Below are 17,088 nucleotides of genomic sequence, written 5' to 3' on the forward strand. Positions count from 1 at the left end.
CTCCTGAAAGCATCCCCATGACCAAAACCGCCCTGATCTGCGGATCGATCGCCTTCGACAAGATCATGCAGTACCACGGCCGCTTCGCCGAGACCCTGCTGGCCGACCAGCTGCATCGCGTTAACGTCTCGTTCCTGGTGCCCACCATGCGCCTCGAGTACGGCGGCTGCGCGGTGAACATCGCCTACAACCTCAGGATGCTGGGCGGCGAGCCGCTGGTGATGGGCACCATTGGCCAGGATGGCGGCGACTACCTCGAACGCATGAAGAAACAGGGCATCGAGACCCGCGCGATCCGTACCATTCCCGACGCCTACACCGCGCAGTGCTTCGTCACCGCGGACCAGGACAACAACCAGATCAACGCCTTCCACCCGGGCGCGATGCAGTACTCGCACGAAAACAACGTGGCCGACCAGGGCGCGCTGCGCGTGGCGATCATTTCGCCGGACGGCCGCGACGGCATGATCAAGCACGCCGCCGACTGCGCCGCGTCGGGCATCCCGTTCATGTTCGATCCGGGCCAGCAACTGCCGATGTTCTCGGGCGAAGAACTGATCCGTTTCGTGAACCAGGCCAGCTACCTGGCCTGCAACGACTATGAATTCGAAGTGGTGATGGACCGCACCGGCCTGAGCCTGGCGGATATCGCGGCGCGCCTGGACGCCCTGGTCGTCACGCGCGGCGGCGAAGGGTCCGACATCTACGCCGGCGGCGAGCACTATCGCATCCCGGCGGTAAAGGCCGAGAACATCGTCGACCCGACCGGCTGCGGCGACGCCTACCGCGCCGGCCTGCTGTTCGGGATCACCAATGGTCTCGACTGGCCGACCACCGGACGCATTGCCAGCCTGCTGGGCGCCATCAAGATCGGCAGCACCGGTGGCCAGAACCACACGTTCACGCCGGAACAGATCGAGCAGCAGTTTGAGGCGGCATTCGGGTACAAGTTCCGCTGAACGGCGACACCAGGCGCTGCTGCGCCGCATGAAAAATGGGTCCCGCGGGACCCATTTTTATCAGGACATCGGGCTTGCGCCATTAGCCGTAAAACACCTGCCTCAACACAAACTGAATAATCTGGATCAGCACCAGGGCGACCAGCACCGACAAATCGATGCCGCCGATCGGCGGCACCACGCGCCGGATCGGCCGCAGGATGGGGGTATTCAGCGCGTGCACGAAAGGCGCCAGCGGCGCATGCGGATTCACCCAGCTGAAGATCGCCTCGATGATCAGGAGCGCCATGAAGCCGTACAGGATCCAGTTCAGGAAGCGGTGCAGCGCATGCAGCAGCACCATCTCTCCCGTGGCCCCGGCCAGCAGCAGCAGCGAGCTGGCCAGCAGCACCACCAGGAAGGCGCCGATCAGGCTCGCCCAGTCATAGCCGCCCATGCCGGGCACCAGGCGCCGTAGCGGCAGCACCAGCCAGTCGGTCAGGGTGAAGGTGAACTGGCCGATCTGCTGCGGAGGACGCACGCGGATCGCCTGCATCCAGAAGCGCAGCAGGAGCAGGCCGCCCAGCAGGCTGGCAGCGGTATCGACGATAAACTGGAGAATGGACAGCACGTAGGCTCCTCAAAAAAAAACCGCTGTGTGAACGATCACACAGCGGTATTTTGCCTGAACCAGGCAAGACTCGCTATCGAGCCGGAATTACGGGCGGCTGCTGGTCGGGAACGGCCAGGCGGCTGCCGGCGACAGCGTGGTTTTTGCGGCGGCGGCAGGTGCTGCTGCCTTGCTGTCGGCCTTGCTGTCCGATTTCGAATCGGATTTGGCTTCCGGCTTGGCTTCGGCCTTCGATTCCGATTTGGTATCGGTTTTCGATTCCGGTTTGGCTTCGGCTTTCACTTCCGGTTTGGCTTCGGCTTTGGCTTCCGGTTTTGCTTCGGCCTTCATTTCCGGCTTGGCTTCGGCTTTTGCGGCCGGCTTTGCAGCAGGCTTGGCGGCCGATTTGGCAGCGGTCGATTTGGTCGCGGCAGTTTTGGCCGGAGCAGCCGATTTAGCCGGGGTTGCCGATTTAGCCGGGGTTGCCGATTTAGCCGGGGTTGCCGATTTAGCCGGGGTTGCCGATTTAGCCGGAGCAGCGGCCTTGGCCGGTGCGGCAGCTTTCTTTGCAGCCGGCTTGGCAGCGGCTTTAGCCGGTGCAGCAGCTTTCTTTGCAGCCGGTTTAGCGGCGGCCTTGGCTGGAGCAGCAGCTTTCTTTGCAGCAGGTTTAGCCGCGGCTTTAGCCGGAGCGGCAGCTTTCTTTGCAGCAGGTTTAGCAGCGGCTTTAGCCGGTGCTGCGGCTTTCTTTGCAGCCGGTTTAGCGGCGGCTTTAGCCGGTGCAACAGCTTTCTTTGCAGCCGGTTTAGCGGCGGCCTTGGCCGGAGCAGCGGCTTTCTTTGCTGCCGGTTTAGCTGCTGCTTTCTTTGCTGCAGGTTTAGCTGCGGCTTTTTTCGCTGCCGGCTTGGCGGCCGATTTGCTTGCAGCGGCTTTGGCTGCTGGTTTAGCTGCGGCTTTCTTTGCTGCCGGTTTAGCTGCTGCCTTCTTTGCTGCCGGTTTAGCTGCGGCTTTCTTTGCTGCCGGTTTAGCTGCAGCTTTCTTTGCTGCCGGCTTGGCTGCCGATTTCGCGGCCGACTTGGTAGCAGCGGCCTTGGCTGCCGGTTTAGCTGCGGTTTTCTTTGCTGCCGGCTTGGCTGCCGATTTGCTTGCAGCGGCTTTTGCTGCTGGCTTGGCTGCCGCTTTCTTTGCTGCCGGCTTCGCGGCCGACTTGGTGGCGGCGGCCTTGGCTGCGGGTTTTGCTGCAGCTTTCTTCGCTGCCGGCTTCGCTGCTGCCTTGGTAGCGGTGGTCTTGGTGGCGGCGGTCTTGGTGGCTGCAGTTTTCTTTGCTGCCGGCTTCGCTGCTGCTTTGGTAGCGGTGGTCTTGGTCGCAGCGGTCTTGCTTGCTGCAGCTTTCTTTGCAGCAGGTTTTGCTGCAGTTTTCGCTGCCGGCTTGGCGGCTGCCTTGGTCGCGGTGGCCTTGGCGGCCGGTTTTGCCGCGGCTTTTGCTGCCGGTTTCTCGGCTGCGGCCTTGGCTGCCGGTTTGGTGGCCTTCGTCACGGACGAAGGCGCGCTTTTTGCTGCTGCCTTTGCTGCTGGTTTCTTAGCGGTTGCCATTTTTGATTCTCCTTCATCTACGATGAGAAATACGCTCAAGGTTTAAAACCCGCCCACCCTGACGTGGCGGGCGAATTATTCATCGGACCAAACCGCCGTGCGATTTGGGCCAATGAATCCGGCACCGGCTGAACTGCTGCAACTCCTCACAATTGCAGCGCTTCAGCCAACGTCGTCAGGCAACCGACTCAATGCGTTTTCACATCGCTACCCTTGCGGGCGCGAAAAGAAAAAGCCGCCTTGCCTGAACACGGTCAGGCAGTGCGGCTTGTTCTTTTCGCTTCGCTTACGTGCATACTGATTGAATCAGTGTCCTATTATTCGATCGATTACTGCCCGGATGGACGCGACAATATCACATGTTCACGTTTTGACAAATTCAAACACGTAAAGTACACGAAAACTTTGTGAGCGCGCAACCCAAGCACCGCAAAACAAATCGTCTTTTCACACCAAACATGCGATTGCGCATTCGTTCGCGCATCGGTCCCGCTTTGTTCTGTTATCTGTCACACGGAATCGCATTTCAAACGGTCGGCAAACCATCTTCCGATCGGCCTTGGCGGCTGGTGTTTCAAGCAGATCGCGTGCATCGAAAATGCCGTACCCAGCAATCGATGCGCAGGAACGCGTGCTTGGCGCCGAGATCGGCGAGGCGCTACACCTGCGACGCCATCAGGCCGCACTTTCGGCCCGCGGTCAGCGACGCACGGTCGGAGAGCGCCGCTGCACATGCTTGGACAGCGGCGCACGCGAAACGGTGCCCTTGATTTTTGCGAGCGCACGGTCAGGCGCGGCGACGAGCGCCGAGGAGATCGCGGTCAGGTGGTCGGATGCGCAGCCCGGCGGGATAGCGGGCAAGGCTCCCATCACGGCATTCGGCGCGATGACCGGTGGTCCGGATCGCCGCATGCCTCATTCGACGACCCGCAACAGGTCCATCTTGCACAGCCAGGCGAGCCCACGCAGCAAGGTCGGGCGGTCGCAGGGGCCGAGCGTGTCGACCAGCTCCTCCACTTCCACCGGCTGCGGTCCGATGGCCCCGAACAGGCGGCCGAAGTCCTCGAGCGTCGGCAGCGAGGCCGACGCGAAACGGTTGATCGCCAGGTCGCGGTACTGGTTCACCAGCGCCAGCGAGGCCTCCGGCGCCAGCTCCACCAGCGAGGCCGCCGTCAGCGGACGCGTCGCATAGCTCGCGAACAACCGGAACGGATCGGGGCGGTCCGGGGCGCGCGCGGGCAGCGGCGGCGCCAGGCGGGAATCGGCGCGGCGCCGTTCGGCCAGCTCTTCCCACAGCGCGCGGTAACGCCCCAGGATCACGCGCCAGTCGAACACCGTCTCCGCCCTGTTGCGCGCCTGCTCGCCCAGCCTGCGCCGCAAGTCGGCGTCGCACACCAGCCGCTCGTAGGCCTGCGCCAGCAAGGCGCCGTCCAGCGCCACCGCCTGGCTGGCGTGGCCGCAGTACATGTCGAAGCTGTCGACGCCGTCGTCGTAGCGCAAGGCCAGGTCGAGCCCCGCGCCCGGACCGGGCATCACCGTCGGGATCCGGTAGCCGTCGACGCCGTCGCGCACCGTGTCGCGGTAGCCGTTCCAGTCCGAGATCACGCAGGGCAGCCCGGCCGCCATCGCCTCCAGCGGGGCCAGGCCGAAGGTCTCCTGCACGTTGTCGGCCAGCGAGGTGAAGACGTCGGCCGCGGCCCAGGCGTCGAGCTGCTTGTCCGGCTCGCGCCCATCGAGTCCGACCAGGCGCACCGAAGGACAGAGCAGCGCGGCCGCCTCGTGGAACGCGGCCTCGGTGGCTTCGCCCGCGTACCAGCCCGCGATAATCAGGTGCACCCGCCGTCCGCCCTTGTCCGCGCGCTCCAGCGCGCTGAACATCTGCTGCGGATGCGACTTGGCATGCAGCGACAGCCGGCCCAGGTACAGGAAGGCGACGTCGTCGGCCCCGATGCCGAGCCGCGCCCGCGCCTCGTGGCGGCGCGGCGCATCCGGCCGCAGGCCGGCGCAATGCACCCCGAGCGGAATCAGGGGCAGCTGCGGCAGCTCGAAGCGCTGCGCGCCCAGCCGCGTGCGCAGGTAGTCGGCCTGCTCTTCGACCAGCACGCGCAGGCTGTCGCGCACCACGCGCGAGGTGCAGATGATGGCGTCCCAGCTGCGCACCGGCGCAGTCAGCAGGCCGGTGACCAGGCTCATCATCTCGTGCGAGGCGATGCCGTGCGTGATGCCGCACAGGCTGTAGCGCTGCTCGCCCGCCGCCAGCCTGCGCCAGGCGAGCCGTTCGATGCCGGGGCCGGGATGCAGCAGGCAGCCGAAGCGTTCCAGGCGCTGCGGCGCCGCCGGCGGCACCCAGTCCACCGCGCCGCCGAAACCCGCTTCGCGCAGGGCGGCTTCGCACGCGTCGGCGTGGCTGCGCTCGGCGGCGAAGCAGCCGACTTCGCGCACCACCTCATCGCGCGCGATCGCGCCCAGCAGGCCGACACCGGCCGACTGCCGGCCCATCAGCTTTTGGCCGGCAATGGAATAGGACTCGGGGAGGTAGTGCAGGGCAAAGCTCTCGAGCATGCGGTCTCCTGTGGCCACGCCACCCGCGCCGGCGCGGGTCGGGCTGACCGGTCGGGCCATCATAGCCGCGCTACCGGCGGCACGGCGCAAGCATGGCGTTGGCGAACCGACGGCACACACCGTCGACGCGGCCGAGCCGGAGCGCGCCCGGCAGCTTGGCCCCGCCTCATCAATTGTGCGCGGCCCTTTTGCCGGTACGGCTAGTATTTTCGGCTTATGTCCGAAAATATCCTGCTCATCGAAGACCGTCCCCTGGACGCGGAGCTGACTGTCCACGCGCTGCGGCGCTGCGGCATTCACAACCCCGTGGTCCATGTGCATGACGGCGAGGAGGCGCTGGTGCTGCTGCGCCGCGCCGAGGCGACCGGCACGGCGGGCCAGATCGGACTGATCCTGCTGGATGTGCGCATGCCGACGGTCGACGGCTTCGGCGTCCTCAAGCACATCCGCAGCTCTCCCGGCCTGCAGGCCATCCCGGCGGTGGTGCTCACCGCGCTGCCGGTCGAGTCGGACCGGATCCGCGCCTCGCTGCTGGGCGCGTCGAACTACCTCGCCAAGGCGATGGACCTCGACGAGTTCGCGATCCTGCTGAAGATTTCGCTGCGGCCCTTCATCTAGCTGTCGCCGCCGCAGCAGCAGCCGCTGCCGCAGGAACTGCCGCCGCTGTCGCCATCGCCGCACACGCTGTCGCCCTCCTCGCGCCCGCCCTCGCCCTCCAGCAAGCCCATGAAGCCGATCATGCCGCCGGCGCCGTCCGCGCGCGCGGAGGGGCTTTCCATGGTGGCCTGCTCGTACTCGGCCTTGCTGACCAGGCCCGCCAGGTACAGGGCGTAGGGCGTCAACGCGTCCGGGAAGTGCGGCTTGCCGTCCGGATTGCCGAACTCGTCCAGGACCGAACAGGCGACCAGGCCGCCGATCCTGCGGTAGCCGAAGCCGCCCGGCATGCCCACGTGCAGGTCGAGCGCGAACAGCCGTGGAAGGTGGCTGCCGGCGGCCGGCTGCGAGGCGCGCCGGCGCGCCTGCACCAGGCACACCGCCAGCGCCCGCCCCATCTCCCCTTGCTTCATGCGGGTCCGCTCCACATGCGGGATGGCGCGGCCGAAGTGGCGCAGGCAAAAAGCGTCGAGGCCGGCCGCATCCAGGCGCGCCCAGGCATGCCAGACCGAGTCGGCCGCGCGCGAAGGCAGCGCGCAGGGGCTGGCGGCGGCGGCCGCGCAATCGAAGAACATCATCAGGCCTTCGGCCGCCTGGGCATAGAACGCGGCGTCGCGCGGGATGCCGGGGAACTCCCGGTGCGCAGTCTGCGCCCAGCAGGGGAACAGCGCGGCGGGCACGTCGGCCAGCACCGGCGCATAGGTCGACTGGGTGAATTCCCATTCCACCGTGCGTGCCACCGCACGCGGGGTTTCCCTGACATTCATCGCATCCTCCATGATGGGCATCCGCTCACCTTAGTGCAGCGAAACCCGACGGGTGATGACCAAGCTCAACAATGAAAAAACCCGTCTTGCGACGGGTTTGGAGGGTGCTTCAGCGCTGCGGTGCGATGCGCCAGACGGTGCCGCCGGCATCGTCGACCACCAGCAGGGCGCCATCGGCCGCCACCGCCACGCCGGCAGGACGCCCCCAGACCTCGCGGTCGCTCAGCACCATGCCGCTCATGAAGTCCTGGTACTGCCCGGTCGGCACGCCGTTCTTCATGAACACACGCACCACCTTGTAGCCGGTACGCACGCCGCGGTTCCAGGAACCGTGCAGGGCCACGAACACGTCGCCCTCGTATTCCTTCGGGAAGGCGTGCTTCGCGCCCTTCGGCGCCTGGTAGACCGCCATGCCGAGCGGCGCCGAGTGCGACTGGATCAGCACGTCCGGCACGATCGCCTTGCCCTTCAGGTCGGGACGCTGGCCCTTCAGGCGCGGGTCCTCGTTGTCGCCGATGTAGTACCACGGCCAGCCATAGAAGCCGCCCTGCTTCACGCGCGTCAGGTAGTCCGGCGGCAGGTTGTCGCCGAGCGCGTCGCGCTCGTTCACGGTGCACATCACGTCGCCGGTGCCCGGATGGACCAGCATGCCGACGCAGTTGCGCAGGCCGGTGGCATAGGTGCGGCGGTTCTTGCCGTCCGGGTCGAAGGCCATGACGGTGGCGCGGTCGGTCTCCACGCCCCAGGCGCCGCCCACCCCGTGCTTCGCTTCCCACTGCGCGATCGGTTCCGGCGGCGTGGCGCCGATCTCGGTGGCGACGTTGGTGGCCGAACCGATCGACAGCAGCAGGGTCTTGTCGTCTTTTGAAAACGCCAGCGTGCGGGTGGTGTGGCCGCCGCTGGTCTCCGACAGCTGCGCCACCACGGTCTCGGGCGCGCCGCGCGCCTTCAGGTCGCCGTTGCGGTAGGGGATGCGCACGATCGCATTGACGTTGGCGACGTACAGGTATTGCGGATTGGCGCCGGATGGCCAGAAGGCCATGCCGTAGGGGCGGCTCAAGCCGGTGGCAAAGACTTCAGGCGTGGCGCTGGCCTGCCCGTCCTTCGCGCGCAGCACCTTGATCTCGCCCTTGGCGGTGGCGGCCAGGAAGATGTCGCCATTCGGCGCGCGCAGCGGCAGGCGCGGCTTGTCGCCATCGACGGCATACACGCTGACCGCGAAGCCCTGCGGCACGGTCGGCATGCTGCCGTTCGGGCGCGCCTCGACGCGCGGGCCGTTGCCGGCGCTGCTGGTGGCAAACGGCGGCGGCAGGTCGGTCACTTTGATGTGGTGGATGCGGCCGGGCTGGTTGTCGTCCCAGGAACCGCTGCGTTCTGCCGAAACTTGCGCCTTGGCCGGCGCCGCGGCGGTGACCGGGCCTTGCAGGCCGGCCAGGTAGTCGACCAGCGCGGCGCGGGTCTGCTTGTCCGGCACGCCGACCGGCATCGTGGTGCCGGGCACGTTCCTGGCCGGGTCGGCCAGGAACAGGTCCAGGTCTTCGCGGGTCCAGGTCTTGCCGGCGGCGCCGGCTTTTATCAGGGCTTGCGAGTAGTGATAGCCGGGGACGCCTGCCGCCTTGCGGCCGAGGACGCCGAACAGGCCCGGGCCGGCGCGCGAGGACAGGTTCGAATCGACGCTGTGGCAGTTGGCGCAGTTGTTCTGGAAGGTGGTCTGGCCGGCGATGGACGCAGCATCGGCGTCGAACGACGCTGCCAGACTTGCGAGCAGCGCGGCATGCAGCGTCATGGTCTTAACTTGCAAAGAAGTTCTCCTTTTGGGGCGGAATAATCCTTGATCATAAGCTAACTCGTCCTCGTATGTTGACCAGCTACACATCTCGTCAGCTAACCTACTCAGCCCCAGAAACCCAAACTACCACGCGACCGCACCATACTAAATCACCAAGACACAAATCAACTTAAACCCAACTAAAAATAGAATACGGTTGGAGTCGTCCAAAAGGTACGCTGCACTCTTGCCTTCATCTTTGGGAAAAAACTTGAAAGAAGAACTGGCTTTCATTTTAAGATGTGCAAAAGAACCAAGCCGAAAACTTACGGAGAACCAAATATCTTCAATTCAGCGTCTAGATCAGCCGCTGCAGAAATCCACCCTTGAAGCAACTGATACGCTTGAAGTGATTCTGGCCTTGCCTTAGCGCCTAACGCCATTTGATTTTCGAAGTCAGAAACTGAAAAACTGTTCGCCGCAACGATCCATATTTCCTTACGGACGCCAATATTTCTTCGCCGCATAGCCAAAATGCTCCACAATCGCTCTAGGGCCGGTTCAACTGGAGTTATTGAACTGTCGAATCTCGCTTTATCAAAAAGTCTTATTCGGTTAGGCAACTTGTTGGGTGAGTTCGCCGTAGGCCACTCAGATAAAAGCTGAGACCAATTTCCCGCTTTCAGATTCATATCTCTAGTAATCAACATCTCAAGATTTTTGGTGGCTTGAGAACCGACCTCTGCAAGCGCGCCGGCCGATGATTGAGGTCTCTGCGATGATTCACCGCATTTAACGTGTACGTAAATTACCTTCTCCGGCGACATTAATATGAAGTCAGCCGGCTCCGTCCCCATGTCGGCGCAAAGAATGTAATCCACTGCGCCAGCATACGGGTAAAATGGACCAAGATCCGTTACTGTCGAACTTGGATTTGAGCAGTTTTTAAGTTTGTCGATCAGATAGAACACAGAGTCAGAAGAAAATTCATCGTTAGATGTTTTAATGACCCCATCTCGATCACCTTTTTCCGTCAAGCCCGGCTTAAGCAATTCTGAGAAAGGAATGACTACCCCAGCAAGTTCAGAATTTGCTATGGAGAAGCCGTTCTGAGTTGGAAGAGTTGTCTCAAAAAACCTTCCACCTGAGTAAGCCACACCATTTTGGAATAAAATTTTATGTAAACGGCTAGTTAGAAATTTACAGAAATCGGCCTCATGATCGGACGAAGGAAAATCAATCGAATATGCAGAATGAAGTTCCACGTATGGTGCTTCAACCTTGAGACTGATCGTAATTTTTGATTCTGGAATTTTTGAGCTCAACAAAAATCCGGATTTATAGTTATAAAATATAAAGTCATTGTCTATTGTGAAGGCGTGGCCATTCACACTTACCTCTATGGGAGATTGCTCACTGGTCAAATCCAGAATGAGTGAATCTGCTACCATAGACGTATCGACAGCAATAGGCTTAGCAAACGCCCGCATTACCCTGCTATCAACTTCCGCATTTGAGTTAAGACATTCCTGGATTATTTCGAACCACTCATCCAAGTCAGCCAAGCTAAAATTCCTATCTTTTTGATCTGAAATTCGCCCCGCATCGACACCAACATAATAACTTCCGGATTTCTCCCCTAAGCTGTCGAGCGTATCGCATTTAATCGTAGACATGCGGTAAGAGGAAAATTGCTGCTGCCCACCTAAGTTATCTAGATTTTTACCCTTTATATGCATTGACTCTGGTCGTTTGTAAGCAGAGCTTATCGAGCGAGTGCTAGCCTCTTTAGGCCTAACAGCTGCACCTAACGTCATCACCTTGAGCAACTGCTCTTGCTTTAATGGTGAATCGATATGGAGCTCAGAATCAAATGCAAACGAGCGGCCTCGACTATCGAAGACAGCGACAACAGAATTCTCTAATTGTCGAACAAGCGTAAGCTCAAGCGATGGCTCGAAGAACAACTCATTCACCAAAAATCGTGATTTACGGAACGATATCGATAAAACCAAAATTATTTTGGTTGAATTAGATTTATAAACTTTACTAAGCTCACCCTGATTTGCCGCGCGCCAATACAGCGTATCAGCAGCCTTTTCAATTACAAATTCAGACTTGAAATTAAAAAAGCATACTGACGCAGTTGGAATGCTAAGTACAGCGTCTGGATCAAAATCGTTCAGATCAAATTTCTCAACAAATCGATTTTCATGGTAACTATGTGACGGGAATGCATCCAAGTAGAGCTCGATGAGTCTTGCCGTGTTCAAGGATGCCAAGAATTTCTCGACTCCCTGCTGGGATCTTAACGACAAATCAAACGCTCGATAGCTCGACCACATCGAGAAATTTGAACTGGTAGCTACTTCTAAAACCAGAGGCGTGAACTCCTGATACCTTCTTACAACTCTCCCAACAGTTTGCACAAGTTCGCGACCGCTTCCGACTGGATACGTCAATAATAACAATTTAGCGTCAGGAATATCTATACCTTCATCAAGCTTATGTTGATGAACCAATACTTTATAATTCTCTTTCGAAATATTTTTTGGTACAGATGTTTTCACATCGTGGCGCGGATCATTTACAAATCTTTCATGTATAGCAAGCGTAGGCACATAAGCAGAAAACTTGGTGAAGTATCGATCCACATCTTCAAAAGTCTTACACTTTACGATGCACTTTAAATCTGGGTTTGATTGAAGGAAATCGAGGGTTTTTTGCACACAATCCTGCTCGCTGCCGGACTCCCAACTGGGCTCCGACAATATGTGATCCTCCAGTGCCTGAGCAAATGTGTATACATAGCTAGACGTTGGAGACACATCAAATTGAAATAGATCGTTTCGATAGGGCGTCGCTGTTATGACAATTTTATGAGCTAACGAACCTCTAACGAGAGTACGCCAAACAGGAGATGGCTCGGAATGCCCCTCATCAACGATAATTAAATCGAAGCTAGTTTTCAGCAATATGAGCGATGCCGCATCAAGAGACATTAGCATTTGGAAAGTTGTCACATATATTCCGTCCGCAGCTATCGAATTAACATCTGAATAAACATTCTTTCGAGGAATAGATGTTCCTGATCGATCTAAGAATTTTCCTGCAATGTCACTCTTCAGTTGGTTGCATACCGCTCTTCTATGACAGAGGACCAAAACCTTTTTTTGCTTGACAAGGTGAGAAAGGACAGTAATAACACCCGATTTTCCGGCCCCGGTTGGCAGACTTATCAAGCAGGATTGAACAGGTGACGCAGAACTTGGAGTTTGAGAGTACAGGATTGCCGACTTAACGCTCTCTCGCTGACAGGTGCGCAGAAAATTCCATAGTTTCTCATCGAATCCAAGCGCTGCGCCGTCTGTGCTGATTGCAACTCCGTCGTTACTCATTCTCGTTCCTTTTAATCAGTGAGCAATATACTGCAGTCTTTAGTTAGGGCCTAAATTCTCGCACTCTTCATATTGCCTTACAGCCAATTCTGTGGATTTAAGTCTGTACCTATAGCTGCGATGCTCTATGCGAACAGCATAAAAAAAGCCTGATGATGAACATCAGGCTTCAGTATTGCACTAACGGTTTAAGAATATTTTTTATATTAATCCCAGCTCAGCGCACCACCGGTCTGGTACTCGGTCACGCGCGTCTCGAAGAAGTTACGCTCCTTCTTCAGGTCGATCATCTCGCTCATCCACGGGAACGGGTTCTCTTCGTTCGGGAACAGCGGCTCCAGGCCGATCTGCACGGCGCGGCGGTTGGCGATGAAGCGCAGGTAGCCCTTGAACATCGGGGCGTTCAGGCCCAGCACGCCGCGCGGCATGGTGTCTTCGGCGTAGCGGTACTCGAGTTCGACGGCCTGCAGGAACAGGGCCTTCAGCTCTTCGCGGAAGGCCGGGGTCCACAGCTGCGGGTTTTCCATCTTGATCGTGTTGATCAGGTCGATGCCGAAGTTCACGTGCATCGACTCGTCGCGCAGGATGTACTGGTACTGCTCGGCGGCGCCGGTCATCTTGTTCTGGCGGCCCAGCGCCAGGATCTGGGTGAAGCCGACGTAGAAGAACAGGCCTTCCATCAGGCAGGCGAACACGATGATCGACTTCAGCAGCTGCTGGTCGGCTTCCAGGGTGCCGGTCTTGAATTCCGGGTCGGTCAGCACGTTGATGAACGGGATCAGGAACTGGTCCTTGTCGTGGATCGATTCGATCTCGTTGTAGGCGTTGAAGATTTCCTTCTCGTCCAGGCCCAGCGACTCGACGATGTACTGGTAGGCGTGGGTGTGGATCGCTTCTTCGAAAGCCTGGCGCAGCAGGTACTGGCGGCATTCCGGTGCGGTGATGTGGCGGTAGGTGCCCAGCACGATGTTGTTGGCGGCCAGCGAGTCGGCGGTGGTGAAGAAGCCGAGGTTGCGCTTGACCAGGCGGCGCTCGTCTTCCGACAGGCCGTTCGGGCTCTTCCACAGCTCGATGTCGCGCTGCATGTTGACTTCCTGCGGCATCCAGTGGTTCGCGCAGCCGGCCAGGTACTTGTCCCACGCCCACTTGTACTTGAACGGCACCAGCTGGTTGACGTCGGTCTGGCCGTTGATGATGCGCTTGTCGTCGGCGTTGACGCGCTTGGCGACTTCGGCGGCCGGAGCTGCTGCTTCGCCGGTGGCTTGTGGTGCGCGCGGGGCGGATGCGGTGTTTGGTTCGTCGTCCCAGGAGAGCATGGTGTGTTCCTTCTTTCGTGACTGCGTCCGCGCGAGGCGGACAGTCGGATTTGTTCGGTTGTTCGTCGTCATCTTGCAGGACCCAGGCGCCGGCGGTGTGCCGCGGACCTGGGTTCCGGCCTTCGCCGGAACGACGGTTGCGCTTGACGGTGAAAGCCGGCGATCGGGCCGGCTTTCACCTCATTGGATTACTGGCAAGCCTCGCACTCGTCGAAGCCGGCGTCGCCCGGACGCAGGTAGCAGGCGGCGCCGTCCACCACTTCCGGTGCTGAGGCAGGCGCCGCAGCTGCTGGAGCCGCTGCCGCCGGCGCCGCGTGGCCGGCCGACAGGCCGCCCGAGACCGGGACCGCGTTCAGGGCGCCGGTGCGGGTGGTCGACTTCTCCATGTGCGTCGCCGCGATGGTGCGCAGGTAGTAGGTGGTCTTCAGGCCGCGCAGCCAGGCCAGCTTGTAGGTCTCGTCCAGCTTCTTGCCCGAGGCGCCGGCCATGTAGATGTTCAGCGACTGGGCCTGGTCGATCCACTTCTGGCGGCGCGAAGCCTGTTCCACCAGCCACTTCGGCTCGACTTCGAACGCGGTGGCGTAGATGTCGCGCAGGTCTTGCGGCACACGGTCGATCTTGGACAGCGAACCGTCGAAGTACTTCAGGTCGGCGATCATCACTTCGTCCCACAGGTCGCGCGCCTTCAGGTCGCGCACCAGGTAGGCGTTGATCTCGGTGAATTCGCCCGACAGGTTCGACTTCACGTACAGGTTCTGGAAGGTCGGTTCGATGCAGGCCGACACGCCGATGATGTTCGAGATGGTCGCGGTCGGGGCGATCGCCACGCAGTTCGAGTTACGCATGCCGAACTGCTTGATGCGCTCGCGCACCACGCTCCAGTCCATCGATTCGCTGGTGTCCTGCTCCAGGTAGCCGCCGCGTTCCTCGGCCAGCAGCTTGATCGAGTCCTGCGGCAGGATGCCGCGGTCCCACAGCGAACCTTCGTAGGTCTCGTAGCGGCCGCGCTCTTCGGCCAGTTCGGTCGAGGCCAGGTAGGCGTAGTAGCAGACCGCTTCCATCGACTTGTCGGCGAATTCGACTGCCTTGCTTGATGCGAACGGCACGCGCATCATGTGCAGGCAGTCCTGGTGACCCATGATGCCCATGCCCACCGGACGGTGGCGCAGGTTCGAATTGCGCGCCTTGTCCACGGCGTAGTAGTTGATGTCGATGACGTTGTCGAGCATGCGCATCGCGGTGCGGATGGTCTTTTGCAGCTTGGCGTGGTCCAGCCCTTCGCCCTTCATGTGCTGCGGCAGGTTCACCGAGCCCAGGTTGCAGACGGCGATCTCGTCGGCGCTGGTGTTCAGGGTGATCTCGGTGCACAGGTTCGACGAGTGCACCACGCCGACGTGCTGCTGCGGCGAACGGATGTTGCACGGGTCCTTGAAGGTGATCCACGGGTGGCCGGTCTCGAACAGCATCGACAGCATCTTGCGCCACAGGTCGAGTGCTTCGACCTTCTTGTACACGGTCATTTCGCCGCGCGCGGCCTTGGCTTCATAGGCGACGTAGGCTTCTTCGAAGGCCTTGCCGACCTTGTCGTGCAGGTCCGGGGTCTCGCTCGGCGAGAACAGGCTCCAGTAGCCCTTTTCCATCACGCGCTTCATGAACAGGTCCGGAATCCAGTTCGCGGTGTTCATGTCGTGGGTGCGGCGGCGGTCGTCGCCGGTGTTCTTGCGCAGGTCGAGGAATTCCTCGATGTCCATGTGCCAGGTTTCCAGGTAGGCGCAGACCGCGCCCTTGCGCTTGCCGCCCTGGTTTACCGCCACGGCGGTGTCGTTGACCACTTTCAGGAACGGCACCACGCCCTGCGACTTGCCGTTGGTGCCCTTGATGCGCGAGCCCAGTGCACGGACCGGGGTCCAGTCGTTGCCCAGGCCGCCGGCAAACTTCGACAGCAGCGCGTTTTCCTTGATGGCGTCGTAGATGCCTTCCAGGTCGTCGCCGACGGTGGTCAGGTAGCACGAGGACAGCTGCGAGCGGCGGGTGCCCGAGTTGAACAGGGTCGGGGTCGAGCTCATGAAGTCGAACGACGACAGCAGGTTGTAGAACTCGATGGCGCGCGCTTCGCGGTCGGCTTCGCGCAGGGCCAGGCCCATCGCGACGCGCATGTAGAAGGCCTGCGGCATCTCGATGCGGGTTTCGCGCACGTGCAGGAAGTAGCGGTCGTACAGGGTCTGCAGGCCGATGTAGCCGAACTGCAGGTCGCGGTCGGCGACGATGGCCTTGGCCAGGCGCTCGAGGTCGTAGGTGCCCAGCGCTTCGTCCAGCAGCTCGTTCTGGATGCCCTTGGCGACGTACTGCGGGAAGTAGGTGATGTATTCGGCGGCGGCGCCGGCTTGCGGCACCTCTTTGCCGAACACTTCCTTGCGGATGGTGTGCAGCAGGATGCGCGCGGTGACCTGGCTGTAGGCCGGGTCTTTTTCCATCAGGGCGCGGGCGGCCAGGATGGCCGACTTGTGCAGCTCCTCGACCGGCACGCCGTCGTACAGGTTCTTCAGGGTCTCGGCGACGATGGCGTCGGCGTCGACGTGCTTTTCCAGGCCCGAGCAGGCGGCGTTGACCAGGGCGTAGACGTCGTTCACGTCGAGCGCGCGGCGCTGGCCGCCGTCGACCACATTGATCTGCGGTGCGGCCACGGCGGCGCCACCAAGCGCTTCCTTGGCGGCCTTGCGCTCTTCCATGCGCTTGGCGCGGTACAGCACGTATTCGCGCGCGACGTCATGCTCGCCCGAGCGCATCAGCGACAGTTCGACCTGGTCCTGCACGTCCTCGATGTGGAAGGTGCCGCCGTTCGGCTGGCGGCGCACCAGCGCGGCCACCACGTTGTTGGTCAGCTGTTCCACCAGCTCGCGGATGCGGGCCGAGGCGGCGCCCTGCCCGCCGGCGACGGCGAGGAAGGCCTTGGTCATCGCGACCGAGATCTTGTGCGGCTCGAAAGCGACCACGGCGCCGTTGCGGCGGATGACACGGTAGTCACCGCGCGCAGCGATCTCCGCCGGAGTGGCAGTGGCCGACGCGCCGGGTGCGACGTGCGGATTGATCGAAATGTCTTGTGCTGTTTGCATTGAGCCTCCAGTGGGCAGCCGAACCTGCCGTGGTTTGTCTTAGCCGGACTTGTCAAGCCGACAAAATTTTAAGCAAAGCGATACCCCGCCAGATGGAACTTCTTACTGGCAACCAAGCAAGAGCGCAATGCGGCAGGGTAGAAATCGCTGTTGAATCAGTGGCTTGCGGAGCAAGCTTCAAGTCGAACCTGAACGGCGGTCAAACTCTAGTTGCTTCCGGTTCAGTACCACTACATCTAGTGTTCGATCTTGAGATGAGACTAATTGTAGTACCTGACCTAGGTCAGGGCAAGTGAATACCTTCTCAATTTTTTTTGTTTTTTTTGGTGCATGGGCTTGACAACCCAGCTTCAGCCAAACGACGGGCAGTAT

General features: G+C 60.6%; 11 protein-coding genes. 2 read left to right on the plus strand and 9 right to left on the minus strand.

Annotated features, from left to right (window positions below):
- Positions 1-17: 17 nt before the first annotated feature.
- Positions 18-959, plus strand: a complete 942-nt coding sequence (locus AB3347_RS05105; protein ID WP_369090698.1) for a carbohydrate kinase family protein — start codon at positions 18-20, stop codon at positions 957-959.
- 82 nt (positions 960-1,041) lie between these two features.
- Here the strand turns inward: AB3347_RS05105 and AB3347_RS05110 are convergent, their stop codons facing one another.
- The 4 genes from AB3347_RS05110 to AB3347_RS05125 all read right to left on the minus strand — a co-directional run bounded on the left by AB3347_RS05110 (position 1,042) and on the right by AB3347_RS05125 (position 5,700).
- Complete coding sequence (locus AB3347_RS05110) at positions 1,042-1,569, minus strand: YggT family protein (protein ID WP_369090699.1); 528 nt, start codon at positions 1,567-1,569, stop codon at positions 1,042-1,044.
- A gap of 87 nt (positions 1,570-1,656) precedes the next feature.
- The gene (locus AB3347_RS05115; RefSeq protein WP_369090700.1) at positions 1,657-3,138 is read right to left on the minus strand and encodes a hypothetical protein; all 1,482 of its coding nucleotides are present in this window, start codon (positions 3,136-3,138) and stop codon (positions 1,657-1,659) included.
- A 699-nt stretch (positions 3,139-3,837) separates the two neighbouring features.
- The gene (locus tag AB3347_RS05120; protein WP_369090701.1) at positions 3,838-4,050 is read right to left on the minus strand and encodes a hypothetical protein; all 213 of its coding nucleotides are present in this window, start codon (positions 4,048-4,050) and stop codon (positions 3,838-3,840) included.
- A gap of 3 nt (positions 4,051-4,053) precedes the next feature.
- A complete protein-coding gene (locus AB3347_RS05125; RefSeq protein ID WP_369090702.1) occupies positions 4,054-5,700 on the minus strand; it encodes a glycosyltransferase family 4 protein in 1,647 nt (548 codons plus the stop codon).
- Positions 5,701-5,916: 216 nt separating this feature from the next.
- On the opposite strand from AB3347_RS05125, the gene AB3347_RS05130 reads away from it, so the two are divergent.
- On the plus strand, positions 5,917-6,318 hold the full coding sequence (locus tag AB3347_RS05130) for a response regulator (protein WP_369090703.1): 402 nt from the start codon (positions 5,917-5,919) through the stop codon (positions 6,316-6,318).
- On the opposite strand, the gene AB3347_RS05135 is transcribed toward AB3347_RS05130, so the two are convergent.
- From AB3347_RS05135 to AB3347_RS05155, 5 genes are all read right to left on the minus strand, one after another.
- The gene (locus AB3347_RS05135; protein WP_369090704.1) at positions 6,315-7,121 is read right to left on the minus strand and encodes a hypothetical protein; all 807 of its coding nucleotides are present in this window, start codon (positions 7,119-7,121) and stop codon (positions 6,315-6,317) included. The two genes, AB3347_RS05130 and AB3347_RS05135, sit on opposite strands and share 4 nt — an antisense overlap.
- 109 nt (positions 7,122-7,230) lie before the next feature.
- The gene (locus AB3347_RS05140) at positions 7,231-8,922 is read right to left on the minus strand and encodes a PQQ-dependent sugar dehydrogenase (RefSeq protein WP_369090705.1); all 1,692 of its coding nucleotides are present in this window, start codon (positions 8,920-8,922) and stop codon (positions 7,231-7,233) included.
- A 293-nt stretch (positions 8,923-9,215) separates the two neighbouring features.
- The gene (locus AB3347_RS05145; RefSeq protein ID WP_369090706.1) at positions 9,216-12,287 is read right to left on the minus strand and encodes a DEAD/DEAH box helicase; all 3,072 of its coding nucleotides are present in this window, start codon (positions 12,285-12,287) and stop codon (positions 9,216-9,218) included.
- Between the two features lie 206 nt (positions 12,288-12,493).
- Positions 12,494-13,603 carry a ribonucleotide-diphosphate reductase subunit beta gene (locus AB3347_RS05150; protein WP_369090707.1) on the minus strand — a complete coding sequence of 370 codons (1,110 nt, stop codon included), beginning with the start codon at positions 13,601-13,603 and terminating at the stop codon, positions 12,494-12,496.
- Positions 13,604-13,791: 188 nt separating this feature from the next.
- The gene (locus AB3347_RS05155) at positions 13,792-16,716 is read right to left on the minus strand and encodes a ribonucleoside-diphosphate reductase subunit alpha (protein ID WP_369090708.1); all 2,925 of its coding nucleotides are present in this window, start codon (positions 16,714-16,716) and stop codon (positions 13,792-13,794) included.
- Positions 16,717-17,088: the final 372 nt, after the last annotated feature.

Origin of the sequence: Massilia sp. X63 (assembly GCF_041023745.1) — a bacterium.
Classification (GTDB): Bacteria; Pseudomonadota; Gammaproteobacteria; order Burkholderiales; family Burkholderiaceae_D; genus Telluria.